This window comes from Streptomyces sp. NBC_01431 (genome assembly GCF_036231355.1).
Classification (GTDB): domain Bacteria; phylum Actinomycetota; class Actinomycetes; order Streptomycetales; family Streptomycetaceae; genus Streptomyces.
Map to the genome: position 1 here is coordinate 617,723 of NZ_CP109497.1, position 23,932 is coordinate 641,654.

At 70.0% G+C, this 23,932-nt stretch carries 20 protein-coding genes and 2 pseudogenes; 14 read left to right on the top strand and 8 right to left on the bottom strand.

Going from position 1 to position 23,932, the window contains the following annotated elements; translation table 11 throughout:
• Nucleotides 1–81: 81 nt before the first annotated feature.
• Entirely contained in the window at nucleotides 82–570 is a 489-nt protein-coding gene (locus tag OG522_RS40205; protein ID WP_329468445.1) for a MarR family winged helix-turn-helix transcriptional regulator, read from the bottom strand.
• 114 nt (nucleotides 571–684) lie between these two features.
• On the opposite strand from OG522_RS40205, the gene lgt reads away from it, so the two are divergent.
• The 3 genes from lgt (at nucleotide 685) to OG522_RS40220 (ending at nucleotide 4,001) form a co-directional block, all read left to right on the top strand.
• Nucleotides 685–1,620, top strand: a complete 936-nt coding sequence (gene lgt, locus OG522_RS40210) for a prolipoprotein diacylglyceryl transferase (protein WP_329468446.1) — start codon at nucleotides 685–687, stop codon at nucleotides 1,618–1,620.
• Nucleotides 1,617–2,408: a phosphatase PAP2 family protein gene (locus tag OG522_RS40215; protein WP_329468448.1), complete on the top strand. Its 792-nt coding sequence runs from the start codon at nucleotides 1,617–1,619 to the stop codon at nucleotides 2,406–2,408. The genes lgt and OG522_RS40215 overlap by 4 nt, the downstream gene beginning before the upstream one ends.
• A gap of 297 nt (nucleotides 2,409–2,705) precedes the next feature.
• Entirely contained in the window at nucleotides 2,706–4,001 is a 1,296-nt protein-coding gene (locus OG522_RS40220; RefSeq protein ID WP_329468449.1) for a SulP family inorganic anion transporter, read from the top strand.
• A 91-nt stretch (nucleotides 4,002–4,092) separates the two neighbouring features.
• On the opposite strand, the gene OG522_RS40225 is transcribed toward OG522_RS40220, so the two are convergent.
• The 5 genes from OG522_RS40225 to OG522_RS40245 form a co-directional block, all read right to left on the bottom strand.
• Entirely contained in the window at nucleotides 4,093–4,281 is a 189-nt protein-coding gene (locus OG522_RS40225; RefSeq protein WP_329468451.1) for a hypothetical protein, read from the bottom strand.
• Between the two features lie 60 nt (nucleotides 4,282–4,341).
• Entirely contained in the window at nucleotides 4,342–5,808 is a 1,467-nt protein-coding gene (locus OG522_RS40230; protein WP_329468453.1) for an MFS transporter, read from the bottom strand.
• A gap of 360 nt (nucleotides 5,809–6,168) precedes the next feature.
• Entirely contained in the window at nucleotides 6,169–6,984 is an 816-nt protein-coding gene (locus OG522_RS40235; RefSeq protein WP_329468456.1) for a hypothetical protein, read from the bottom strand.
• Nucleotides 6,971–7,621: an ABC transporter ATP-binding protein gene (locus OG522_RS40240; RefSeq protein ID WP_329468457.1), complete on the bottom strand. Its 651-nt coding sequence runs from the start codon at nucleotides 7,619–7,621 to the stop codon at nucleotides 6,971–6,973. Before OG522_RS40240 ends, OG522_RS40235 begins: the two co-directional genes overlap by 14 nt.
• A complete protein-coding gene (locus tag OG522_RS40245; protein ID WP_329468459.1) occupies nucleotides 7,618–8,283 on the bottom strand; it encodes a TetR/AcrR family transcriptional regulator in 666 nt (221 codons plus the stop codon). Before OG522_RS40245 ends, OG522_RS40240 begins: the two co-directional genes overlap by 4 nt.
• Before the next feature lie 245 nt (nucleotides 8,284–8,528).
• Here OG522_RS40245 and OG522_RS40250 point away from each other — a divergent pair, with 245 nt between their 5' ends.
• From OG522_RS40250 to OG522_RS40260, 3 genes and pseudogenes are all read left to right on the top strand, one after another.
• Nucleotides 8,529–10,274 (top strand): chloride channel protein, encoded by a 1,746-nt coding sequence (locus OG522_RS40250; protein WP_329468649.1) that lies wholly within the window; start codon nucleotides 8,529–8,531, stop codon nucleotides 10,272–10,274.
• 108 nt (nucleotides 10,275–10,382) lie between these two features.
• Nucleotides 10,383–11,382, top strand: a pseudogene (locus OG522_RS40255) (IS5 family transposase).
• A gap of 172 nt (nucleotides 11,383–11,554) precedes the next feature.
• A complete protein-coding gene (locus tag OG522_RS40260) occupies nucleotides 11,555–12,058 on the top strand; it encodes a hypothetical protein (protein ID WP_329468461.1) in 504 nt (167 codons plus the stop codon).
• A 74-nt stretch (nucleotides 12,059–12,132) separates the two neighbouring features.
• On the opposite strand, the gene OG522_RS40265 is transcribed toward OG522_RS40260, so the two are convergent.
• Nucleotides 12,133–12,651 (bottom strand): nitroreductase family deazaflavin-dependent oxidoreductase, encoded by a 519-nt coding sequence (locus tag OG522_RS40265; RefSeq protein ID WP_329468463.1) that lies wholly within the window; start codon nucleotides 12,649–12,651, stop codon nucleotides 12,133–12,135.
• 287 nt (nucleotides 12,652–12,938) lie between these two features.
• Between OG522_RS40265 and OG522_RS40270 the strand changes: the two genes are divergently transcribed.
• The 3 genes from OG522_RS40270 to OG522_RS40280 all read left to right on the top strand — a co-directional run bounded on the left by OG522_RS40270 (nucleotide 12,939) and on the right by OG522_RS40280 (nucleotide 15,180).
• On the top strand, nucleotides 12,939–13,937 hold the full coding sequence (locus tag OG522_RS40270; RefSeq protein WP_329468651.1) for a PP2C family protein-serine/threonine phosphatase: 999 nt from the start codon (nucleotides 12,939–12,941) through the stop codon (nucleotides 13,935–13,937).
• A 59-nt stretch (nucleotides 13,938–13,996) separates the two neighbouring features.
• Complete coding sequence (locus OG522_RS40275; RefSeq protein WP_329468464.1) at nucleotides 13,997–14,539, top strand: MarR family winged helix-turn-helix transcriptional regulator; 543 nt, start codon at nucleotides 13,997–13,999, stop codon at nucleotides 14,537–14,539.
• 149 nt (nucleotides 14,540–14,688) lie between these two features.
• On the top strand, nucleotides 14,689–15,180 hold the full coding sequence (locus OG522_RS40280; RefSeq protein ID WP_329468466.1) for a hypothetical protein: 492 nt from the start codon (nucleotides 14,689–14,691) through the stop codon (nucleotides 15,178–15,180).
• 47 nt (nucleotides 15,181–15,227) lie between these two features.
• On the opposite strand, the gene OG522_RS40285 is transcribed toward OG522_RS40280, so the two are convergent.
• Nucleotides 15,228–17,156 carry a galactose oxidase early set domain-containing protein gene (locus tag OG522_RS40285; RefSeq protein WP_329468468.1) on the bottom strand — a complete coding sequence of 643 codons (1,929 nt, stop codon included), beginning with the start codon at nucleotides 17,154–17,156 and terminating at the stop codon, nucleotides 15,228–15,230.
• Between the two features lie 381 nt (nucleotides 17,157–17,537).
• On the opposite strand from OG522_RS40285, the gene OG522_RS40290 reads away from it, so the two are divergent.
• The 5 genes and pseudogenes from OG522_RS40290 (at nucleotide 17,538) to OG522_RS41495 (ending at nucleotide 23,903) form a co-directional block, all read left to right on the top strand.
• The gene (locus OG522_RS40290; protein ID WP_329468470.1) at nucleotides 17,538–17,870 is read left to right on the top strand and encodes an FAD-dependent oxidoreductase; all 333 of its coding nucleotides are present in this window, start codon (nucleotides 17,538–17,540) and stop codon (nucleotides 17,868–17,870) included.
• Between the two features lie 170 nt (nucleotides 17,871–18,040).
• The gene (locus OG522_RS40295; protein WP_329468427.1) at nucleotides 18,041–19,141 is read left to right on the top strand and encodes an IS110 family transposase; all 1,101 of its coding nucleotides are present in this window, start codon (nucleotides 18,041–18,043) and stop codon (nucleotides 19,139–19,141) included.
• Between the two features lie 13 nt (nucleotides 19,142–19,154).
• The gene (locus tag OG522_RS40300) at nucleotides 19,155–20,081 is read left to right on the top strand and encodes an FAD-dependent monooxygenase (RefSeq protein WP_329468652.1); all 927 of its coding nucleotides are present in this window, start codon (nucleotides 19,155–19,157) and stop codon (nucleotides 20,079–20,081) included.
• A 267-nt stretch (nucleotides 20,082–20,348) separates the two neighbouring features.
• Nucleotides 20,349–21,701: an APC family permease gene (locus tag OG522_RS40305; RefSeq protein WP_329468472.1), complete on the top strand. Its 1,353-nt coding sequence runs from the start codon at nucleotides 20,349–20,351 to the stop codon at nucleotides 21,699–21,701.
• A 1,124-nt stretch (nucleotides 21,702–22,825) separates the two neighbouring features.
• Nucleotides 22,826–23,903 (top strand): annotated as a pseudogene (locus OG522_RS41495) (IS630 family transposase).
• Nucleotides 23,904–23,932: the final 29 nt, after the last annotated feature.

Here is a 23,932-nt window from a genome sequence, read left to right on the forward strand (position 1 = left end):
CGCTGCGCCGCAGGCGTATGGCTCGCCGGTAAAGCAGCGCGATCCCCCTGTCCAGCGCTCGGACGGCCAGCCAGGAAGTGATCAGGTGCCCTGTTCGAGTTGCGTGGCGATGCGCAGGAGGGCGGGCAGGGCTGCGCGGACCGTGGCGCGGTCGGTTTCGTCGAGAGTGTCGAGGGCTACGTCGAGGCGGCGTTCGTGGGCATTGGTCCAAGCGGTGAGCTGGGTATGTCCGGCATCGGTCAGGGCGACGACGGAGGCGCGGCGGTCGTTGGGGTCGACGTCGCGGGTGACGAGTCCGTTCGTGATCATCTGGCCGATGAGTCCGCTGACCGTACTGGTAGCCAGGCGCTGGCGGGCGGCGAGGTCGCTGACGCGGACCGGGGAGTGCTCGGCGAGGACCTGGAGGAGTTCGACCTGGGCCATGGGCAGGGTCTCCCACGGGTAGTCGGTCCGTATCGAGGCGCGCAGCGCGCGACGCAGCCGGGTGACGGCCTCGGTGAGCTGTCGGGCGTCCGATGCGTCGTCACCCCGGGCGGGGGCGGGCAGTGCGGAACGGGTCGGCGAGGACATGGAGCCAGGATAGCCAGACAACAGTCCGGGGTCCGTACAGTTCGGTGGCCGATGTATTGTCGTGCGGTCCTGACTGGCCCTGGGCCGGATCCGTGCGGCGAGAGTGGTCACTTCATGTCCCTGGCGTATCTGCCAAGCCCTTCGCAGGGGGTGTGGCATCTGGGGCCGGTGCCGGTCCGCGCGTTTGCCCTGTGCATCATCACCGGTGTCTTTGTCGCGGTGTGGCTGACCGGGCGGCGCTGGGCCGCGCGCGGCGGCAACCGTGAAGACATCGCGGACATCGCGGTGTGGGCGGTGCCGTTCGGGCTGCTCGGCGGCCGTCTCTACCACGTGATCACCGACCCGGAGCTGTACTTCACCGCCGGGCAGCAGCCCATCCGCGCGCTGTACATCTGGGACGGCGGCCTGGGCATTCCCGGTGCCGTCGCGCTCGGCGCGGTGGGGGCGTGGATCGGCTGCCGCCGGCGCGGCATCCAGCTGGCGGACTTCGCCGACGCTGCCGCGCCCGGTCTCGTCCTCGCGCAGGCGATCGGGCGGTGGGGCAACTACTTCAACCAGGAGCTGTTCGGCGGTCCCACCTCGCTGCCGTGGAAGCTCCTCATCGACCCGGCGCACCGGCCCGCCGACAGCCCCACCGTTGCCTTCTACCACCCGACGTTCCTCTACGAGTCGCTGTGGGACCTCGGTGTGATGGCGCTGCTGCTCTGGCTCGACCGGCGCTACCGGCCGCGCCGGGGGCGGCTGTTCGCCTGCTACGTGTTGGCCTACACCGCGGGCCGCGCCTGGATCGAGGCGCTCCGCGTCGACCACGCCAACCACTTCCTGGGACTGCGGCTGAACGACTGCGTCTCAGCTGCACTGTTCGCCGGGGCGCTCCTCTACCTCCATGTCACCCGCCGCACTGCGTCCAGCGGCCCAGGACCTGACAGGCTGACAGGGGACATGGCGAAGGGTGCAGCGGGCGGCGATACGCCGCAGTCTCTTCAGGCGGCCGACTCGCCGCAGGACAGAGAACCGGCCGTCGACGGGCCGGAGGGGGAGTCCAAGTGACCAGTACCGCAACGAACCTTGCACCCGTCCGGCGGGGGCTGGGGCCGCTGCTGCCGGCCCGGCTGCGTCCGTTGGACCGGCCCCGGCTGTGGGTGGAGCTGGTGTTCACGGCAGTCGGCTACTGGGCGTACACCCGGTCCCGCAATGCTGTTCCCGCCGAGCGCGGGGCAGCCCTGCACCGCGCTCATCTGATCTGGGACGCGGAACGTGCCCTGCACCTGAACGTCGAGCTGGCTGTCAACCACGCGGCCGACAAGGTGACGTGGCTGGTGGTGGGCATGAACTACTACTACGCCACCTTGCACTTCATCGTCACCATCGGAGTCCTGGTCTGGCTCTACACCCGTCATCCGGCCCGTTACCGCTCGGCGCGCACCGCCCTGTACGCCGCGACCCTGCTCGCCCTCATGGGGTTCATTTTCTGTGCGCTGGCGCCTCCCCGCTTCCTGGCCGCAGAGGGCTTCATCGACACCGTGGTCAAGCATCACACCTGGGGCTCGTGGGCCTCCGGGGATGTGGCGTCGATGTCGAACCAGTACGCCGCGATGCCGTCGGTGCACATCATCTGGTCCGCCTGGGCGGGCCTTGCTCTGGCTTTCCTGGCCCGCCGCACCTGGGTCAGGGTCCTCGGCGTCCTGTACCCGCTGGCCACCTTCACGGTCATCCTGGCGACCGCCAACCACTTCCTCGCCGACGCCGCCGCGGGAGCCGCCACCCTCGCCGCCGGTTTCCTCATCCAGCGGCTACTCACCGGCCGTCCCGCCTACCCCCGGCTGCAGCGGTCGTAGCACGGAGCCCGCCAGCCCCTCCCGGGCGGGCGTGTACACGCCACGGTGCGGCATATGCAAGACCGTAACGCGTAATTCCACACAAAGTGTCTAATTTTGTCTCTGGTCGGGGACAGCTGTGGCTGACGGTCGGGATGCTGATCAGGACTTCCTGTCCAGGGGGTGTGCGTTCTGGTCGGCCGTTGGCCGTATCACCGGGAGGCTTGCATGGACCATCAGTGCGGGGCGGCGTGCGCCCGGGCCTCCGGCACGTGTACGCGTGAGCCCGGCGGGGACAGTCCGGCGAGTGGGGCCGGCGTGAAGACCGCCGGCTCCCGCGCCGGACGGCTGCGGGGGTGGCTGGGGCGTCCGGCGAGGGCGGATGTGTCGGCCGGGGCGATCACCGCGCTGTTCAGTGTGCCGGAGGGGATGGCGTATGCGGCGATCGCCGGGTTCAATCCGGTCGCCGGGCTGTATGCGGGGGCGGTGCCCGCCGTGGTGGGTTCCGTGTTCGCCCGCACCGCGCTCATGGTCACGACGCTGACCAGTGCCATCGCACTCACCTCGCGCTCGGCACTGCTCGCCTCGGGCCTCGATCCGATGGACCCGGCCAATGTGGCGGCACTGACCGTCGCGGTCGGGGTGTGCATGGCCCTGTTCGCGCTCCTGCGCCTGGGCTCGCTGCTGCGACTGGTGTCGACTGCGGCGATGACCGGCTTCTCGGTCGGCATCGCCGTGCAGATCATCGCCGGGGCCGTGGACGACGCCACGGAATATCGCAGCGGCCACCACAACCGGCTGACGCACCTGCTCGACTGGGCGGCGAACATCGGGATGTGGTCCGCGTCCGCCACCGCGGCGTCCGCGGCGGCGGTGGTCGTGTGGGCGCTGGCCCACCGGCACCCGCGGCTGCGCTCGCTGGCCGTGCTGTTGGCCCTGGTGGCCGCGACCGCCGCCGTCACAGGCTGGGGCGCACCGGTGGCGCTGGCGAGTTCGTTGGGTCCCATCCCGGCCGGGCTGCCGGGACTGTCGCTGCCTGCCTGGAGCGCGCTGCCCCGCCTGGTGCCGGGGGCCTGTGCGGTGGCGGTGGTCGCGCTGGCCCAGGCTGCGGGCATTCCCCGCAGCCTCCCCGCCTCCCACGTCCCGCCCGGTATGCCGGTCTCGGCTGGCGGGGACATCTGCGCGCAGGCCGCGGCCAATGTGGCCGGAGCGTTCTTCCAGGCCCTGCCCGCGGGCGGATCCCTCTCGCGCACCGGGGTGGCCCAGGCCGCCGGGGCCCGCACCCGATGGGCCGGCATCATCTCCGGCGTGCTGCTGGCTCTGCTGGTCGCGACCGCGGGCCCGCTTGCCGGGTACATCCCGCTGCCCGTGATCGGCGCTTTGGTGGCCGTGATCGGTTGCAAGCTGGTCGTGGCCCGCTGGGCAGAGATCCGCAGCGTGCTCGCCTCCGGCCCGGGGCCGGCCGCCGTCATACTGCTCACCTTCCTGGCCACCACCCAGGCACCGCTGCAGTACGCGCTCGCCGTGGGACTTGTCGCCTCACTCACTGAGCGGCTCATTCATCCCGTACGCGAACGCTGCCGGATGCTGCTCGCAACGTTCAGCCGCCCCTGAACAAAGTCCCGCCCACCCGCCCAAGGCCCGGGTGGGCGGGACTGCTCCTGACGGTGTTGACTGCGGCCCCGGCAGAGGTTTCTGACTGGGCTCACCGGGTGCGGCGGGCCCGTACCGTGAGCCAGCTCTGCCGCAGAGCGAGGATGGCCCACACTCCTGACAGCCCGGCCAGCCACCGAACCTGGAGGGTGACGGCCGCGATCAGCAGACCGGCCGCAATGAGCGTGTCCGCTCCGGCGGCCAGGGCATCCCCGCGCCAGCCCTGCGCCCACTCATGCATTCGGCTTTCCTGCCACGGCGCTGACGGACACCCCGGGCCGAGCCCTGCTCACCGGGGTACTCATTCCTGCCTCGAGCCTTCCGATGCGGTGCGTCGCCCCGCCGGTGACAGCCATGCCGCTACGAGCATGATGCCCGCTGCAGCCGCGAGTACGGCGATGGCGCGCAGCCAGCCATCTCGTCCTGCCCCGTCGCCGGCGAGGTGGAGTTGAAGGGTGACCAGGGCGACGCCGAGGGCGGTGCCCAGGCCGCGGGCCATGTTGACCAGGCCGCCGCCGGTGCCGGAGCAGTTGGCCGGGATGGCGCCCATCACCAGGGTGTTGTTGGCTGGGGTGAACGTTCCCAGCCCCACGCCGAGCACGGCCAGCTGCGGCACCAGCCATCCGGCCGTGGCGGGCAGGACCAGCATGGCGCCCAGCGTGCCCGCGCATATGGCCGCGCCCAGCAGGCAGCGGCCCCGGTCGGAGACCGCGCGCGGCAGCACCTGGTCCGCCACGGTCGCTGCCAGCGCGAACCCGGCGGGCAGCGCGGTCAGCACCAGGCCCGCCGTCAGCTCCGACCCGCCCGCCTCCACCAGCGCCTCGGGTACCAGGACCAGCGGCCCGAACAGCACCAGATATCCGCACAGCGCACCCGCCAGGCCGGTCGAGACCGCCCGGGCGCGCAGCAGAGTCAGGTCGAGGAGCGGGGCCGGGGCCCGCAGCTGGCGCTGGACGAAGGCCCAGTCCGCCCCGGCCGCGGTCGTGAACAGCAGCGCCACCGCCCAAGGCGGCACGGGAAGCCCGGACGCCGCCGAGACCCCGAGCAGCAGGCTGGTGGTCGCCACCGACAGCAGCGCGAGACCGGGCCAGTCGAACCGGTCTGCCCTGTTGTGACTGCGGGTGCGCGGCAGCAGATAGTGCCCGGCGACCAGCGCGATGATCCCGATGGGCACATTGATGCCGAACACCCAGCGCCACCCGACCGCCGAGACCAGGGCTCCGCCGACCGTCGGACCGAGCGCGAGACCGAGGGCCTGGGCGGCCGCCTGCACCCCGAGCGCGGTCCGCATCTTGCCGCGGGGGGCGCTCGTGGTCACTAGGGCCACGCTGTTGGCCTGCATCATCGCCGCCCCGGCCGCCTGGACCACACGGAAGACAACCAGCGTCGCCAGAGAGGGAGCGAGACCGCAGGCCGCAGACGCGGCGGTGAACACCACGAACCCGTACAGGTAGAACAGCTTCCGCCCGTGCGCGTCCGAGAGCCGTCCCGCCGGGATCAGCAGCGCGACCAGCGCGAGGAGGTAGGCGAGCGAGACCCACTCGACCGCCGCGAGCGAAGCACGGAACTCGCCGCGCAGGCTGCCGTAAGTGAGGGTGACGATGCTGGCGTCGAGCTGGCCCATGAACGCGCCGAAACACACCGTGGCCACAGCCAGCCACCAGGCACCCGGCCGCTCCCGTATTCGGTCCGGCCGCGCCCGCTCCTGCGTCAGCAGCACCGGCCAGGACCGCGACCGTGCCCGTCGCGGTTTCGTGTCACCACCCATGGAGTCCTCCACCCCTGAGGCACGACTCTGTACGAAGCGAGGTTACATCGGATACCGAACTATTTGGCAGCCGATGCGTATCCGATGGGGGAACTCCCCGCTGCAGACAGGCCCTGCGCATGCCACGGACTGCCGCATGGGCGGACGGATCCGACCAGGAGCTCCAGCACCGCGCAGGGATCTCGCCACGTTACGTGAATGCGTGGACACGGAGGGGGCCGTGGGCAGCCGCGCGAGGACGCCGGGACTCCTCGTGCCCCGGATCCTTCGACGGGCGCTTCCCCTACCCGATGTCCTGAACCTTCGTACTCCGGTCGGCATCCGCAGCGGCAGACGCGCCCAACGAGGTCTGTCCGCCGGTCATGCGCGACTGAGTATGCGCGTGAGCCTCCGGGTGCGGTGGCGGAAGACGGCCAGTCCCATCGTGGCGAACCCGGCCGCCCACAACAGCCCGAGGGCGAGGTGACCCCACAGGGCGGTGCGGGCGAAGGCGCCGCCGACGGCGAACTGCATGGGCCCGAAGGACGGAAACCATTCCAGAACCGGCTTGTTGGCGATCGGGTTGCCGAGCGGGTTCTGCAGGAAGGTGTCCATCAGGCTGCCCATGATGATGAGGAAGAAGCCTTCGAGGTCGCTGCGGACCAGGACGCCGAGGAGCAGGCCGAGGGCGCCGTAGGTGAGGGCTATGGCGGTGAAGGCCGCCAGGATCGTGAGCCAGCCGATGGGTGAGGGCTGCCAGAACGGCAGCAGGACCAGCGCGGAGTAGCCGGCGACGGCCGTGGCGATCAGCGCGACGGCCAGCATCTTGGCGCCGATCAGGACGGGTTGGCGGTATCCGGCGTGGACGAGCCGCCGGTCGAAGGCGAGGGATGTGCGGACGGCATCGAAGACGACGAACCCGCTGATCATGGTGAGGGAGTTGAGGCCGGCCGAGATCAGCGTCAGGTGGCCGCCGTCGACGCGCAGGACCCGTCCGGTGGCGAACAGTTTGAAGTCGAGGGGCTGGTGTCCGGCCAGGGTGACCATCATCAGGTACCAGGCGGGCACGAAGAGGACGAGCAGGAGTCCGGCGAGGCGGTTGCGGGTCTGGTCGCGCAGGCAGAACCGCAGGGCGGTGGTGAACTGCCCTGATGGTGCGGGCAGTTGAGTGGCAGTGGCGGGTTCAGGCGTCGGCATGGCCGGCCGCCTTTGTCGTCGTGCGCGGGGTGAGCCGGCCGTCGACGAGGTCGGCCAGTGTGTCGAACCGGTCCTGCTCGAAGACGAGATGGGTGATGACGACGATGGCTTTGCCGCGCGAGCGGAGGTCCGCGACCAGGTCCCAGAACCGGAGGTAGGTTTCCCAGTCGAAGCCCTGGTACGGCTCGTCGAGGAGCAGGACGTCGGGGTCGTGCAGCAGGGCGAGGGTGAGGTTGAGCTTCTGCCGGGTGCCGCCCGACAGCTTCCCGGCGGTCGTGTTCGCGTACTGCCCGTAGCCGAGCCGGGCCACCAGCTCGTGGCCGTGGGTCAGGTCCGGCAGGTGGTAGGCGGCGGCGAAGTAGCGCAGGTGCTGGTCGACTGTGAGGTTGTGGTTGAGGACCGGATCCTGGGGGCAGTAGCCGAGGCGCCCGGTGAGCCTGATCTCGCCGCGGTCTGCCGGCAGCGTCCCGGCGAGAGTCTTGAGGAGGGTGGACTTGCCCGTGCCGTTCTCGCCGACGACGGCGACCAACTGGCCGCGGTCGACCGTGAGGTCCGCGCCGCGCAGCACGCGGTGCCTGCTGTATGCCTTGTGGAGGTCGTGGGCTTCGAGGGCGGGCGCGGCGATGGTGGTGGTCACGACGGTTCTCCTTCCGGTGGTTCTCCTTCGGGTGCGTCCGTGCCGGGTGCGGCGGTCAGTCCGCCCGCGTAGATGCTGAGCATTTCGGGGGCCCAGCGGGCCATGCCCTCGGCCGACAGGGGGTCGGTGCCGAGCACGTCGGCGATCCGGTCGCGGAGCAGGAACAGGGCCAGGTCGTTGGCGAGCAGGAACGCCGCGCGTGCGGCGGGGTCGCGGCCGGGTGCGGCGAGTCCGGCCTGCGTGAGTCCGGCTAGGGCGGCCGTGCTGAGCCCGTACAGGCGGCGGAACAGCAGGCGGCCTGCCTCCGTGTCGGAGAGCAGCAGGCAGCGCAGATAGCCGGGCAGCGGGGACTCGGCGGGCAGGTGCCGGGCCATCACCTCGCTCAGGGACCCGGTCTGGGCCTGCGGGTCGAGCAGGTCGGCCCCGCCTTCGCCGGTCAGCTCGGCCAGCATCGCCTCGAAGGTCGCCAGGACGTATTGGTCGACCTCTTCGCGCAGGCCGTCCTTCGAGCCGAAGTGGTGCACGACGAGCCCGGCCGAGACGCCTGCGGCGGTGGCGATCTGCCGCACGGTCACCGCTTCGGGTCCGCGCTCGGAGAAGAGCCTCAGGGCCTCGTCCCGGATGACTGCCCGAGCGGTCCGGTCGTCGGAGATTGAACGCATGTATAGCATGCTAAACATGCGTTCAGGTGCTGTCCATGGCTATCGATATCGGTGCAGGTCGGAGCCTCTTTGGCGGTCGCATGGAGCATCCTGGGATGCCTCCCCTTGACAAGGTTTGCATAATGCAAAATGGCGCGAGTAAGGGGAATGTGAACATGGCCGACACGACGACGAGGCCCGCTGCGGCGGCCGACGCACCAGGAGCGATACGCCCCATCTCATGGCGGGAACGCGGCTCGGTGGGGATGCGCGAGGCGAAGTGGGGCCTCGGCGCACTTGCGCTCGTGATCGGGGCCGGCGCAGGGCTCGGCTCGATCGCCTTCCGCTGGCTGATCAAGACTTTCACCGGGCTGTTCTCCGGCCATGCCGACTATGCGGGAGCCGGCGGCTCAGCCAATCCACACGTGCCGTGGCTCGGTCCGTACTTCGTGCTGCTCGCGCCGGTGATCGGCGGGCTGCTCTACGGGCCGCTGGTGGACCGGTTCGCCAAGGAGGCCCGCGGTCACGGCGTGCCCGAGGTGATGCTCGCGGTCGCCCAGCGCGGCGGCCGCATCAACCCGAACGTCTCCGTCGTCAAGGCCCTGGCCTCGGCGCTGACCATCGGCTCGGGCGGCTCGGTGGGACGTGAGGGCCCGATCGTGCAGATCGGCTCCGCGCTCGGCTCCACCCTGGGGCGCATCACGAAGGTCACCGAAGGGCGGATGAAGCTGCTGGTCGCCTGTGGTGCGGCGGGTGGTATCGCCGCCACCTTCAACGCGCCGCTGGCCGGGGTGTTCTTCGCGATGGAGCTGATCCTGCGCAGCTTCACCGTCGAGGCGTTCGGCGCGGTCGTGCTGTCCAGCGTCGCCGCGAGCATCATCGGCCGTGCCGCCTTCGGGGACGTCGCCTTCCTTACCCTGCCCGCCTTCCATGTCGACCACGTCGCGCAGTACGGCCTGTTCGCCCTGCTCGGCATCGTCGCGGGCGGCGTCGGCATCGGCTTCACCCGCATCCTGTACTGGATCGAGGACGCCTGTGACTGGGCCTGGCGCGGACCGGAGTGGCTGCGCCCGGCCGTCGGCGGTCTGCTGCTCGGTGTGGTGCTGCTGGTGCTTCCGGAGATGTACGGGGTGGGCTACCCGGTTCTGGAGAGGGCGGCCGAGGGCAAGTACGCCGCCGCGTTCCTGCTCCTGCTCCTGGCGGGGAAGGTCCTGGCGACCAGCCTCACGATCGGCATCGGCGGCTCCGGCGGGGTCTTCGCCCCGAGCCTGTTCATGGGCGCGATGCTCGGTGCTGCCTACGGGGCCGGGATGCAGTCGCTGCTGCCCGGCACGGCGGGCGCGGTCGGTGCCTATGCGCTGGTCGGCATGGGTGCGGTGTTCGCGGGTGCCTCCCGGGCGCCGATCACCGCGGTGGTCATCCTCTTCGAGCTGACCGGCGAGTACTCGATCATCCTGCCGCTGATGCTTGCCATCGTCACCGCGACCGCCGTCAGCAGGCTGCTGTCCCGTGACACCGTCTACACCCTCAAGCTGCGGCGCCGGGGCATCGACCTCGACGGCCCCGCCCCAGGCGCGCCGCTTGGTTCCCAGCGGGTCGACGAGGTGATGGAGGCCGCCCCCGGGGCGCTCGCGGTGGACGCGCAGCTGTCCGCCGTGGCCCTGGCACTGTCCCGATCTGCGCACGGGGTGCTGCCGGTGGCTGACAAGAACGGCCGCTACGTCGGCACGATCACGGCCAGGGCTGTCGCGGAGGCCCTGGCGGATGAGCCCGGCTCTGCCGGCTGCGGCGCCCTTGCCGGGGACCTGGTGCAGCGGCCCGCCTCCCTCACGGCCGACCTGCCGTTGGCCGCGGCGCTGCACGCCCTGATATCCCACCCCGGCACCGGTCTGCCGGTACTCGATTCCGAGCGGTCGCACCTGGTGGGCTGGCTCACCCATCAGAGCGCGCTGCGCGCCCTGCATCCCGTCACGAGCCCGGCACCCGTGTGCGCACCGGTGCCCGCGGGTTGACGGTCAGCGCCTTAGTAGTACTGCAACGGTGCTTGTGGTGACGGGTGGGCAGTTTCGGGCGGTCTGTGGCCGCGTCGTTTGTAGTGGCTGAGGCGGGCCTGGTACTGCATGACGCGGGCGCAACTGACGGATGAGGCATGGGAGTTCATCGAGCCGCACCTGCCGATCGGTAGGTACGGCCCGTATCCTGAGAGGCTGCGGCAGCAGTTCGAGGGCGTGATCTGGCGGTTCAAGACGGGCGGGCAGTGGAGGGAGATGCCGCAGGAGTTCGGAGCCTGGTCCACCGTCCACAACCGCTTCCGCCAGTGGCGGGACACCGGTGTCTTCGAGACCCTGCTGGAGGGCCTGGTCGCCGAGGCCGCCAAGCGGGACGAGGTGGACTTGTCCCTGGTCAGCGTGGACTCCACCACCACCCCCGCCCACCACGACGCCGCCGGGATGCGACTCGGTGCGGACGCTCTGGCTGCCTTGGAGAAGGTCGCCGCCAAGGAGGAGAAGGCCCGGTCAAAGGGGGCGATAGGCAAGGACAAGACGGGCGATCCGTCGATGGTGACCCCGTCCGGCAAGAGCGCCGCCGGCAACGGCGCCGACGTCGGCTCCGACTGAGAGCGGCCCTGCTCGGGCGCTCGCGCGGTGGGCAGACCAGCAAGATCCACGTCGCCGCCGACCGCATGTGCCGACCGCTCGTGCTCCTCCTCACTGTGGGGCAGGCAGCTGACAGCCCGCAGTTCATCCCTGTGCTGAAGAAGGTGTGGGTCCGCGGCCCGGTCGGCCGCCCCCGCACCCGCCCGGACACGGTCGCCGGGTCCCATTAGGCGTACTCGTCCCACGGCAACCGCGCCTACCTGCGCAGACGCCAGATCAAGGCGGTCATCCCGGAGAAGAAGGACCAGGCCGCCAACCGGAAAAGGAAGGGCAGAAGGGGCGGTCGCCCCGTCGGCCACAAGAGCGGCCTCTACAAGGAAAGGAGAGGAACACTGTAGAGCGCCTGATCAACAAGCTGAAAGCCTGGCGCGGCATCGCCACCCGCTACGACAAGACCCCGCAGAGCTACCTCGCCGGCCTACATCTGCGCGCCTCCATGATCTGGATCAACGACCTCACGTGAACCACTCCTTGATCACAACGGGAGTGTCCCTGGGTGTTCGTGTGATGCCGGACCTGTTGGCCCGGCATGATGAATGAGACCGTGCTTCACGGCTGTTGGCGGCACCCTCGGGAGCCCGGGAGTTCCGCCGGTGCCTCGAAGGCGTGACGTTGTGCGGACTCACGGGGGCATTGTGGACGCCAGCTGGTCGGGGTTGTGGATCGCCGTGGTGGGTGTGGCGGGGACGCTGGGCGCCGCGGTGCTGACACAGAGCCGCGCGGACCGTGCCAGGCGTATGGAAACTCAGAGCGAGAACCTTGAGCGGCGGCGCACCTGCTACATCACATTGAACACCGCCGCACGCCAGTACCTGACAGAGATGGGGAACTACCTCCACGCGCTGAAACGCGACGAGGGAGTTGCCGCGTCCCTGGAGAAATTGGAGGCGGCCAGGATGACCTATCGGGACAGCTACGCGGAGGCCCAGATGGTCGTCCCGAATGCGGTGCTGGGCGCCTCCCGCGCGGCAAAGGAGCGCCTAAACCACGCGTACGGCGACCTCAAGAGGTACGGGACGGAACCCTCCAGGTACGCGGAGGAACTGGCGAACCTGGAGAGGCATCTCCACCGGGAGGTCTGGCCCTCCGTGGGGGCACTGAGAAAGTCCATGCGCTCCGACCTCGGCGTCGATGACTGACTGGGGCCCATATTGAGTTTCCCGTCGTTCGCGCACCCTGGGTACAGGGCGCAGACGAGAACTCAAGACAGGCCCTAGGGCTGGCCCGCATGCTCGCCGGGGCCCGGCCGCTCCTCCAACCGCACGAAGGGGATCTGTTCGCCGGCCGCCCGGAAGCTCTCGGCGCTCCCGTCGGTCTCGAAGCCCATGTACCGGCACAGGACGCGGGCCGCGCGGGGGTGCTTCGGTGCGTACGCGGCCATGATCCGGCCGCCCTCCTCGGGGGTGAGGAAGCGGGCGGTGACCGCGTGGTAGCGGCGGCCGAACTGGATGGTGGCTTGCGGGGTGCGGCGCAGGTTCTGGTACCACTGCGCCTTCGGGCCGAAGCCGGACGCCACGGTCCAGGTCCGCCGCTCGGCGTCGTAGGCCACCACCTCGATGACCACCCGCCGGGCCTGGCCGGAGACCCGGCCGGTATGGATCAGCAGCAGCATCCGCCTGCCGAACAGCGGACCCAGGCCCGCCCGGTAGAGGTGCACGGGCAGCCTCGCCACCAGCCGTTTCCAGCTGGTGGGGGGCTTGGGCCGCTGAGGTTTGGAGCGGGTGTCGGCCACGGGTCTGCCTCTCTGGACTGTGGGCGAGCCGGACGCGCCGGCATTGCATCGGTCACGATCAGGCCAAGAGAATGATTCAGCAGCACAACCTTTGCATAGTCTAAGCGTGAGCGGGAGGGAGGTGCCTATTGGCCGCACATTTTCGGTCAGCACGTCGCGCCAGTAGCCGGGCGCCGGCCGCGTGGTGCCGTTGGGCCGTTCCGACGAAGCCCACCTGGCAGGGGCGCAGAGGACCAGACCTGGCACCGGCGGCGTTGCCCGTGCTCCGTGTCCTGCCGTACGCGGTGATGGCAGTGGTGGCGACCGTCGATGTGGCGGCGGGCCCGGGAGTGGGCCTGCTGCCGATGGTCTCGCTCGGGCCCGCGTTCGCCGGGCTGATCGGTGGCTGGCGGCGTACGGCATGCGTCGGCGTGTTCGCGTTCTTCCTCTGCCTGGCGCTTGGGTTCTATGACGGGGTGTTCGCGGAGCGTCGCGGCTACGCGGCGGTGGCGGCGGTGGCCGGGGTAACCGCAGCGGGAGTGGCCGGTGCCGTGATGCGCCAGCGCCGGGAGGCGGCGTTCGCGAGCATGTGCTCGATTGCCGAGGTGGCCCAGCGGGTGCTGCTGCGGCCGGTTCCGCGCGCGGCGGGCCATCTGCGGGTGGCGGTCTCCTACGCCTCGGCCGTGGCGGAAGCCCGGATCGGCGGGGACCTGTACGAGGTGGTCGCCGCACCGGCCGGGGTGCGGGTGATCGTCGGTGACGTGCAGGGCAAGGGCCTGGAAGCGGTCGAGACGGCCGCCGCGATCCTCGGCGCCGTCCGGGAAGCCGCACACGAGGAGGCGGACCTGGAAGGCGTCGGCGCCCGGCTTCGGCGGGCTGCTGACCGCGCCCTGCGAGGTGAGAAGTTCGTGACGGCGATCATCGCCGAGGTCAGCCCCGAGCGCGGCGCGGTCTTCCTCAATCACGGCCACCCGCCGCCCCTGCTCGTCCGCGCCGACGGATCGGCACATTTTCCCGAACCCACCCGATACGCCCTGCCCCTGGGCCTCGGCCTCCACCAGGCGGCCGGCCCCGAGCCCTACCAGGTGGACTTCGGCCCTGGTGACCAACTGCTCCTGTACACCGACGGGGTTACCGAGGCCCGCGACGCGCACGGCACCTTCTACCCCCTCGCCGAACGCACCGGCCACCTGTCCGACCCGGACCCCCAGGCGGCGCTGGAGGCCCTACGAGCCGACCTGGCGCAGCACACCGCCGGACCGCCGCACGACGACGCCGCCATGCTGCTGCTGCGCCACCGGACTTGACGGATTCCACACCCTGCCCGGCAGCGGGAACCGCCGGGCAACACGGTAGAAAGAGGGGTATGAGTGAGCACCAGCAGCCTTCCACCCCTGCCAGGAACGACGTCGACGCCGTGACCCGCGCGGTGCTGACCGCCTCTCGGGTGCTGGTCGCCGTCTCCGCCCGCTCCCTCGCGGCCGTCGAGGACCGCGTCACCCTGCCCCAGTTCCGGCTGCTGGTCGTCCTGTCCACGCACGGCACGGCCAAACTCGTCGCCCTCGCCGACCTGCTCGGCGTCAACCCGTCCACCGCGATGCGCATGGTGGACCGGCTCATCGCGGCCAACCTGGCCGACCGCCAGATCAACCCGGACAACCGGCGCGAGACCCTGCTGCGCCTGACCGACGACGGACGGCGGCTCGTCGAGGAAGTCACCACCCGCCGCCGCGCGGAGATCGCCGCGATCGTCGAGCGGGTCGCCCCCGACCAGCGTGCCGCCCTGGTGGATGCCCTGACCGCGTTCAGTGACGCGGGTGGGGAGCCACAAGTCACCGACAACGACGGGGCGCTGTACCCGCTGGGATGGCCGGACACCCCGGTGCGCCGCACGGCCGAGAAGAGTTAAGAGGCCGTCAAGAAGCAGGCCGGCAAAGCCCTCCCGTGCGGCTTTGCCCTGGGCAAGATAGACGCGTGGAGCCGTCCTGTCCCGGATGGCTGCTGGCGCGCCGGGAAGTCCGGTCGGCACCCGAACCGACGCGCGCCGGGAGTCGCTTCATGCACGCCATGGACATCGCCGAGCCCTGCATGACCGTCACTGCGGACCAGGATGTGCTGCCCGCACTGCGCCAGCTCCTTGATGGCCCCACCGACTGCCTGGTGGTCGTGGACGAGGCGGGAGAGCCTTACCACCTGGTGCAGGGCCACGAACTGGTCCGGATGCTGCTGCCGGGCTTCGTGGTCGCCCACCCCGGGCTTGCCGCCCTGCACGGCCTGGCTCCCCCCGCGGAACTGCTGGCGACCCTGGACGGCCGCAGGTTCAGTGAATGCCTGCCCCCGGTGCGGCGCAGCCCACCGACCGTGCACACGTCGGCGAGCCTCGCCCAGACCATGCTCTGCCTGGCCGGCGGCCACAGCCCGTATGCGGTGGTCGTCACGCGTGCCGGTCGGCGCACCGAGGTGCGCGGCACGGTCACGGCACGCAGTCTGCTCCAGTACCTGGAAGGGGCAGCCAAGGCGGAGCGGCTCCTGGATGACGCCGCCTCCTGACCCGACGCCGGATCGCCCACCGGGCCGGCGAACCGGGACCGCGGCCGTCAGTGGACGTACAGCCACCTGGCCTGGGACGGGGTGCCGTGCCCGTCGGTGACGAAGAGCATGTGCCAGCCGGCCGGGACCAGGCTCCGGTCGTTCGGCACGGTGACCGTGATGCTGTCGCCGGTCCGCTTGAAGTCGAGGGCGACGGAGCGCTGGTCGAAGTCCGTGACGTGGGTGGCGGATCCGGGGTGGATCAGCCGGACGCTCTGGATCCGGGCGGCGTCCGGAGTGGGGAAGGCTGTGCTCTGCCCGCGCTGCCCGGAGACGGGACCGGGGCCGAGCCGGGGCCGGGTGTCGCGGTAGATGTAGGGCGGGGAGTAGACCTCGACGCGCTGCTCGAAGGTGCCCGGCCTGGTGTTGTCCGCGTCGCCGAAGAGAGGGTCGGAGCCGAAGACGGCGACCCGGCCGTCGGGCAGCAGCAGGGCCTCGGTGTGGTAGTTCCGCCCGACGGTGGGCTCGGCGGCCCTGCGGAAGGCGTTGGCCTTGGGATCGTAGAACTGGGCGGCGAGGATGTTGCTCTGGCTCCGGCCCCGGTAGTCACCGGAGCCGCCGGTGGTGAAGACGGTGTCGTCCGGCATCAGCACGGTATTGAGATAGCGGGTGGCGTTCGGCAGTTCGGGGCCTTGGGCGAAGGCCGGGTGGGCCGCCTTGAGGTCCACGAAGGCGGTGCGGGCGGTCACCTTCTCCGACTCTCCGACGCCGCCCCCGCCGAAGACCATCACCTTCTGGTCCTGCGCGGGCGGCAGCAGCACCGAGCCCGAGGTCTCCAGCGCGTCGGGGTCCTTGAGGCCGGGCACGGCCCGGAAGGTGTTGGCAGCCAGGTCCCAGATGCCGGGCGCCCGTCCCTTGTCGGCCGGCCCGTACCCGGCGTTCGAGCCGGAGTAGAAGACCTTCCCGCCGTTGAGCAGGAACAGCGAGGGATAGGTGGGGAAGTAGCGGGTGGGCGCCGCCGACCAGGTGCGGGTGGCCGGGTCGTAGATCTCGTTCTTGCCGGGGACGACCTGTCCGACGTCGTCCAGGCCCGAGGTGGCGAGCACCCTGCCGTCGGCGAGGGTGAGCAGGGTCGGGTACCAGCGGGCCTCGCTCATGGAGCCGACCTTGGAGTACTTTTCGGTCGCCGGGTCGAACTCGTAGGCGTCCTTGATCCCCTGGAAGTCCTTCTTGTCCAGGCCGAGCTTGTTGGCGATGCCGTAGAAGTTGTCGTCGTCCTTGCCGCGCAGCCCCTGGATCTCGTACTGCTCAGTGCTGTTGGTGATCCCCGCGGGGCCCGCCTGGTCGGCCTCCACATACACCCGCGCCTCGTTCGCGGTCACCGTCGCCATCCCGGTGGCCGGGTCGATGCGTTTGTGTGCGGCGGGGAGGTGGACGGGGAACTGGGAGCGGTAGGTCTTGCCCGCGGCGGACAGGAACGCGGTGCCCTTGGGGAAGGTGCGGTCCTGGTCGGGGTCCTCGTTCTTGACGAGCATGGCCCCGCCGGCCCGTTTCACGTCGCCCCCGAGCATCTCGTACCGGGCGGTGCCGCCCGCGATCAGCACCTTCCCGTCCGGGAGTTGAGCGTGCCCGGCGCAGAACATGTCCTTCGGCGTGTCGATCTTCTTGAAGGTGTTCTTCACGGGGTCCCACAAGGTGCTCTTGAAGGTGCCGCCCTCGAACAGCTTGAGGTTGTTCCCCGACCCGGCGATCAGCAGCACCTTGCCCGTCCGCAGCAGCACCGCGTGGATCGAGTTGAGCTGGTACTGCTCGGGCATGGCCATCAGGTCCCAGTGCCCGCGCTCGGCCTTGTAGTCGTCCGTGTTGATCTCGTACGCGTGGTACTTCTCCTGCGCGAAGCCCAGTACGGCGGGCGCGTTCAGGGCGGCCAGCACCAGCGCGGCTCCGGCACCGAGCCAGGTCTTGTGGGATTTCAGGCGGGACGTGCGCGTGGCCATGGCATACCTCCTGGGCGGTTGGCCTGGCGGGAGCCGGGCTCTCGACAGCTACCGCAGCGGAGCGGGAGGTTCACCATGACACGCATTTTGCATAGTGCAAATTAGCTCGGAAGGTGGCATTCCGGCCCCGCCTCGCGCCCTCGGTCTGCCGTATTGCTTCTGCGGGTGACTGCCGATCATGTCGCACCTTGACATCGGGGCATGGCCGTCGCGTTCGCGCGCGAGGCGCCAAGGTCGTGGTTCCCGTGCATTCGTGGCACGGCTTGCGCATCCTCTTCGGCGGCGACGCGGGCACACTCTTGACAGGATGATTTTGCATAGTGCAAATATGTGGCGCGGGCATGTTGGTCGGTGCCGTCCGAAAGAGAGTGGGCCATATCGATGAAGGCAGTCATCTGCGGCGCGGGAATTGCCGGACTGGCTCTGGCGGGACGGCTGCACAACGTCCTGGGCTGGCAGGTCACGGTCCTGGAGAAGGCTCCAGCGCCGCGCGCCGAGGGCCACATGGTCGACGTTTTCGGCCCCGGCTACGACGCGGCCGAGGTGATGGGTGTCGTGCCGTGGCTGAGGGAGCTCAGTTACCCGGTCAGCAAGGCCGAGTTCGTCGACGAGAGCGGGCGGTGCCGGGCAAGTCTGAGGTACGACTGTGAGGATGGTCGGGTGCCGCCCCGGGCGGTGGTCTGGCCCGAGGTACGACTGGCGCTGATGCCTTGAGCTTGATCTGCCGACCACTGCCCGAGGCGGTGCGTGCTGCCGCCGGACCAGTGGGCGTGTCCCGATAGGGGCCTTCGCGACGCGCACCGTCACAGTCCTGACCGCCTCACCGGCCCGGCGCCGGCCACCAGTCCCCCCAGGCGTTCAGGAGACAGACGACCGTGCCCAGCATGACCCGGCAAGCCCCTCCGCCGCACGACACGACCAGCCACCCAGAGGACATCGTGCTGGGCGTGGACACCCACAAGGATGTGCACGTCGCTGCGGTGATCACTTCTACCGGAGCCATGCTTGACACTCGTAGCTTCCCGACCACGCGAGAGGGATACCGACAACTCCTTTCATGGGCACGGGCCTTCGGAATTCTGAAGCGGGCTGGAGTCGAGTGCACCGGCTCCTATGGTGCCGCGCTGACCCGCTACCTTCAGAGCGAAGGCATCGCGGTCACCGAGGTCAACCAGCCGGACAAGGCCTTGCGGCGCCGACGAGGAAAGACCGACGCGATCGACGCGGCGGCCGCCGCCCAAGCGGTGCTCTCAGGCCGCGCCACCGCCACCGCCAAGACCACCGACGGTCCGGTGGAGGCAGTCCGGATGTTGATGGCCAAGAGCTCTGCGGTCAAGTCACGCTCGCAAGCGATCAACCAGCTCAAGGCCGTCCTGGTCTCCGCAGACCCCGCGCTGCGTGAATCGCTGGCAGGCCTCAGCAACCCTAAACTCATCCGTCGATGCTCCGAGTTGGAGGACTCAGCCGGGGCCACCCCGGCCATGGCTGCACGCCACACCCTGCGGCTGCTAGCCAGCCGGATCCGTCACCTCACCGAGGAGATCAACGACCTCACCAGACGGATCACCTCGGCGATCACCTCCTACGCGCCGAAGCTCCTGGACTGCTACGGCGTCGGCCCTGACACCGCGGCCGCATTGCTGATAGCAGCCGGCGACAACCCGGACCGGATGGGCGGCGAGGCTTCCTTCGCCGCCCTCTGTGGCGTCAGCCCGGTGGAGGCATCATCCGGCAAGACTCAGCGTCGCAGGCTCAACCGAGGCGGTGACCGACAAGCCAACTCCGCCCTCTACACAATCGTCCTGGCCCGACTGCGCTGGGAGAGCCGCAGCCGCGAGTACCTGGAACGACGCATCGCCGAAGGCAAGACCCGCCGCGAGGCCATCCGCTGCCTCAAACGCTACGTCGCCCGCGAGATCTACCAACTCATCACCATGCACGGGAAGGCCACTCCTGCACCAGCGCCAGCCGCAGGACGATATTGACATCCATAGGGGCATCAGGCTTGCCCGCTCCGGCGGTGGACGTCTGCTCAGCATGATGCGGACCGACCTCGAACTCGCCCTGCGGGAAAGGCTGTCGTTCGCCGTCGATCTGCGCTTCGGGACCGGTCCGGCCCGTGTCGAGGACCGGGGCGACGGCGTATGCGTCATCCTCACCGACGGCAGTACCGTCGAGGCCGATCTGCTGGTCGGAGCCGACGGCATCCATTCCACCGTGCGCGGCCTGGTCTTCGGCGACGAACCGCGCTACGTACGCCACCTCGGTCTCAGCGCGGCGGCGTTCACCATTGACGATCCCGGGCTGCATGCCGAGCTGGGCGACCGCTTCGTAGTCACCGACACTGTCGGCCGCCAACTGAGCCTGTACGCGCTGCGTGGCGGGATCGTCGCAGTCCTCGCCCTGTACCGCGGTGCCCACCCGGAGCAGCCGGCAGACCCACGCTCCGTGCTACGGGAGAGGTTTCGCGGAGTCGGCGGGGCGGTGCCGCGGGTCCTGGAGTGCTGTCCACCCGCGCACGAGCTCTACTGCGACCAGGTCGCGCAGGTCGAGATGGGTATCTGGAGCCAGGGCCGCGTCGTTCTGGTCGGCGACGCCTGCCACGCGGTGTCGCTGCTTTCCGGTCAGGGCGCGTCGCTGGGTATCGCCGGCGCGTACATACTGGCCGACCAGCTCGGTTGCGCCGGCAGCGTGGACGAGGCATTGCGGCGCTACGAGCGCATCTGGAGGCCCGTAGTGGAGCGCGGGCAGCGGGCAGCCCGGGGCGGCGTCCGCTGGGTCGTGCCCGAGTCGCCGCTGCAGCTGCGTGTCCGGCGCGCCGCACTCGAACTGGCCGGCCTGCCCGGGGCGAGCCGTCTCGCCGGCGGTCGCCTTGCGGCACGGCGCCTTCCGGCCCTCGGTGAACTCGCCACGACCACAGCGTAGTTACACCGTTTCACGTACCTGCTCGTGAACTCCTCGTCCGCGCTGTGAGGTCCCTGATAGCAGTCGGCTCCAGCCGCACCGCAACCCCCAGCGCCGTCACCGTCCGTCTGCGTGCCGCCCCGAATACCGCGGACTGCCACGCACTGGCCACACTTCTCCACGCCGACGCCCAGCGGAGCACGCCTGACGGGGGCGGCGCGTCGGAACACGGAGTACGTCGGCACATGAGGGGGCGAGAAAGCCGAGGCGGGCCCTACGCTTGCCAGCGTGAACCGGGACGGGCAGGGAGCCGATGCCGCCGAGCACGGCGGCAGTCCGTATCACCCAAGGACCGAGCGCCACCAGCGCCAGGGCCGGGGCCGGCTGCGGCTGCGTGATGCCTCGGCCATGGCCATCGGCGGAATGATCGGCGGCGGTATCTTCTCGGTGCTGGGTGTGACCATCCAGCTCGCGGGCCACCTCGCGTTCGTGTGCTTCGTGCTCGCGGGCGCGGTGGCGCTGGTCACCGCGCACAGCTACGCGGGGCTCGCCCGGCGCGCGGGACGCTCAGGGGGCCCATACACCTACCTGTGCGAGGCAGGCCACCCGCGCTTCGCGGCGATCACGAGCTGGTACCTCGTCTTCGGCTACGTCCTCGCCCTGGCCGTCTACGCCTTCACCTTCGGCCACTACGTCGCCCGCGTCCTCGGTACCGGAGACCTCGTCGCCAGGGCAGCGTCCGTCATCGTCCTCGGGGCCTTCCTGATGATCAATATTCGGGGTGTCGGTGCGTCGCGCCTCACCGAGGACTCCGTGGTGCTGGCCAAACTTGTCATCCTGGCCGGCATCGCCGGTATCGGGCTATTCGCGTGGACACCGCACCGGCTCACCCCACTCACCGACACCGGCTACCTGGGCGTCTTCGTGGGCGCCGCCTCGATCTTCATCGCCTACGAGGGCTTCGAACTGCTCTCCTACGACTACGACGCCATCGAGCGGCCCGCCCGGACGCTGCCCCGGGCGCTCTACCTGTCGGTGTTCGTGGTCATCGCCGTCTACGTGGCTGTGACGCTGAGTTCACAGATGTTGGTCCCGGACTCTCTGATCGTCTCCCAGCGCGAGGTGGCCTTCGCCACCGTCGGCCAGGAAGCGCTCGGCACCTTCGGGCGATGGCTGGCGACCGGGGCCGCGGTGCTGGCTACCTCGTCGGCCATCAATGCCACCCTCTTCTCCACCGCTAGGCTCGTCCGCGACCTCAGTGCTGCCCGCGAACTGCCGCCCTTCCTGGGCCGGGCACCTGTGGGAGTGGCCGCCAACGCCATGTGGATGCTCGCCCTGCTCGGCGCGGTCTTCGCCATGCTGCCCGGCATCAACGAACTCCTCGCCTTCGGATCAGCCACCTTCCTCGGCGTGTTCGCGCTCATCAACCACCTTCACGCCCGCACCACCGACTGCACTCGGGAGCGGGTGCTCGGACACCTGGGGGCAACCGCATGCACCGTCGCCATCGTCGTGCTCATGGCCCAGCTCGCTGTCCATGAACCCACCACCCTGGCGCTCATCGCCGGCTGCGTCCTCGGCGTGGGAGCACTACGACTGGTCTTCGCGAGAAACAGACCCCCGGCACCGCACCAGCGCTGACTCCCGATGGCTCCGCCGTCGCGCGCCTACAGCCCGTGCTGCGACCCGGCGGGGCGTCCGGTCGCAGCCGGCGTGAGGACAGACACGATGCCAAGGCATGGACCGCGGCTGCGAGGTCGCAGTCCCGGGGCATTCAGGTGACAACGATGGTGCGCATCAGGACGGCCGGACGCCAACCAGTGGCAGCGGCCGCGTCATGGAGCAGCCCCTCTCACCCGAGTAGGGAACACCCGCATGGGATCCATCTCGCCGAAGGCCGTCTTCCGCCCGCCCCGGCCCCGTCCTAGGCTGCTTCTGAGGGAGCAGTCATGCATGGAGGCGCGATGCGACCAGCCGTGCGGGTTGCCCCGCCCAGGCTCCCAGCCCCGAGCCGCAGTAGACCGATGCCTGGCTGGAGCTGTATCGCCGACACCACGGGTCCCGCCTTCGCCCTGCGGACTCGCGCGAACGGTGCACTCCCGCGCACTGCCGCCGCGGAGGACACGGGCCGAGGAGACGACGAGGGGAGCTTCGTCTCTTCACGCCCACGGCCGCCGCCGGTACCGCATGCTGGCGGCGGCCGTCTCCCAGACCGCGTCAGGACGCGTGTCAAACGTTCGGCCGCGCCTGCTGCCGGCGCTGATTCCGAAGGAAAGACGGAGACTGCCGCTGCGGCAGGTCCACCCTGGCGTCATGAGCCACAGACCGCTCGTGGCCCGCTTTACGATCATGGCGGGGTTTTCGCCGAGGAGCAGGCAGCCGGAGCCTTCCAGGGCGTGGAGGCTGATGCCCAGATGGCGCTGTGGGTGAGGCCCAGGCGCCGGGTGGCGGGAAGGGGGAGCCGCAGGCAAAGGACACGACGGAGCCTTCGCCCCTCCGGCATGGCTGAGGGGTGCGGCACCCTTCAGGCGGCGATGAACCCGGCAGAGTAGTCAGGGATCTGCCGGAGGCTCGAGACAGGTACGGGTCCCCGAGGATGGCCAAGGTGGCTGCGAGGGTGGGGGCTGGGACCGACCCGGCCGCGCGCCGACGATGTCAACGTTGCGTCAAAGGGCAGCTCGCCGGCGTTACTGATCTCGGCGCGTCAGGGTGATGTTGGTTGAACTTGCCGATGGTGGTGGGACGTTGGCGGTAGACGGTGGTGTGTGAGATGTGCGGATGGGGGCGGGCTGACGCCAGTGGCTCGGCAGCGCCGGGAGTTGGTACGTATGCAGGCAGCAGAGCTGTTTGCTCAGCAGGTCAAGGCGCCCGAGGTCGCCCGGCAGCTGCGGGTGAGTGTGAAGTCGGCCTACCAGTGGCAGCAGTTGTGGCGTTGGGGCGGAGTCGAGGCACTTGTCTCTCGGGGGCCGAGCGGGGGCCGGTGCCGGTTGTCTCCGCACTGTCTGGACAAGCTCGCCGGGTATCTCGAACAGGGGCCGGCCGCGCACGGCTGGGTGGAGGGCCAGGTGTGGACGGCGGCGCGGGTGGCGACGCTGATCGGGCGGAAGTCCATGTCTCCTACAGCGTCTCGGGCGCGACCAGGCTGATGCGCCGGCTTGGCTTCAGCCCGCAGGTGCCCGCACGGCGCGTGGCCGAGCGCGACGAGGACGCCTTCGGGGTCTGGAAGGAGGCGACCTGGGCGGAGGTAAAAGGGCCCGGGCGGCCTGCGGGGGCTGGATCTGCTTCGAGGACAAGGCGGGCTTCACCCGGCGGCCGCCCAAAGGACGCACCTGGGGCCGGCGCGGCGTCACTCCGGTCGTGACGGTCAGCGGACGGCGCTCGGGGCGTCTGTCGGTGGCCGGGCTGATCGCCATGAGGCCCGGGTCCCGCACCCGCCTGTGTCACCGCCTGCTCGCCCACCCTGCGGGCCGGGGCAAGCGCCGGAGCATGGGCGAGCGCGACTTCATCGCACTGATCGACAGCGTCCACCAGCTCGTCAGGGCGCCACTCGTGCTGGTGTGGGACCGGCTCAACACCCACGTCTCGCACGCCATGCGGGAGTTGATCGCCCGGCGGGAGTGGCTGACGGTATTCCTGCTGCCCGCTTACTCGCCTCAGCTCAATCCGGTGGAAGGGGCATGGGCACATATCAAACGCAGCCTCGCCAACCTTGCTGTCGTGGCCCTCGACCGCCTCGAGACACTCGTACGCAACCGCCTCAAACGCCTCCAGTACCGGCCCGGCATCCTCGATGGCTTCATAGCCGGAACCGGCCTCTCCCTCGACACACCAGCATCACCCTGACGCGCCGAAATCAGTAGCGCTAAGCCCGG

Coding starts and splice junctions, on each gene's coding strand:
- OG522_RS40290 (WP_329468470.1), top strand. CDS start 17,538: ATGAAGGCAGTCATCTGCGGCGCGGGAATTGCCGGACTGGCTCTGGCG.
- OG522_RS40295 (WP_329468427.1), top strand. CDS start 18,041: ATGACCCGGCAAGCCCCTCCGCCGCACGACACGACCAGCCACCCAGAG.
- OG522_RS40275 (WP_329468464.1), top strand. CDS start 13,997: ATGAGTGAGCACCAGCAGCCTTCCACCCCTGCCAGGAACGACGTCGAC.
- OG522_RS40270 (WP_329468651.1), top strand. CDS start 12,939: ATGGCAGTGGTGGCGACCGTCGATGTGGCGGCGGGCCCGGGAGTGGGC.
- OG522_RS40235 (WP_329468456.1), bottom strand. CDS start 6,984: ATGCCGACGCCTGAACCCGCCACTGCCACTCAACTGCCCGCACCATCA.
- OG522_RS40245 (WP_329468459.1), bottom strand. CDS start 8,283: ATGCGTTCAATCTCCGACGACCGGACCGCTCGGGCAGTCATCCGGGAC.
- OG522_RS40205 (WP_329468445.1), bottom strand. CDS start 570: ATGTCCTCGCCGACCCGTTCCGCACTGCCCGCCCCCGCCCGGGGTGAC.
- OG522_RS40230 (WP_329468453.1), bottom strand. CDS start 5,808: ATGGGTGGTGACACGAAACCGCGACGGGCACGGTCGCGGTCCTGGCCG.
- lgt (WP_329468446.1), top strand. CDS start 685: ATGTCCCTGGCGTATCTGCCAAGCCCTTCGCAGGGGGTGTGGCATCTG.
- OG522_RS40250 (WP_329468649.1), top strand. CDS start 8,529: ATGCGCGAGGCGAAGTGGGGCCTCGGCGCACTTGCGCTCGTGATCGGG.
- OG522_RS40285 (WP_329468468.1), bottom strand. CDS start 17,156: ATGGCCACGCGCACGTCCCGCCTGAAATCCCACAAGACCTGGCTCGGT.
- OG522_RS40225 (WP_329468451.1), bottom strand. CDS start 4,281: ATGCATGAGTGGGCGCAGGGCTGGCGCGGGGATGCCCTGGCCGCCGGA.
- OG522_RS40280 (WP_329468466.1), top strand. CDS start 14,689: ATGCACGCCATGGACATCGCCGAGCCCTGCATGACCGTCACTGCGGAC.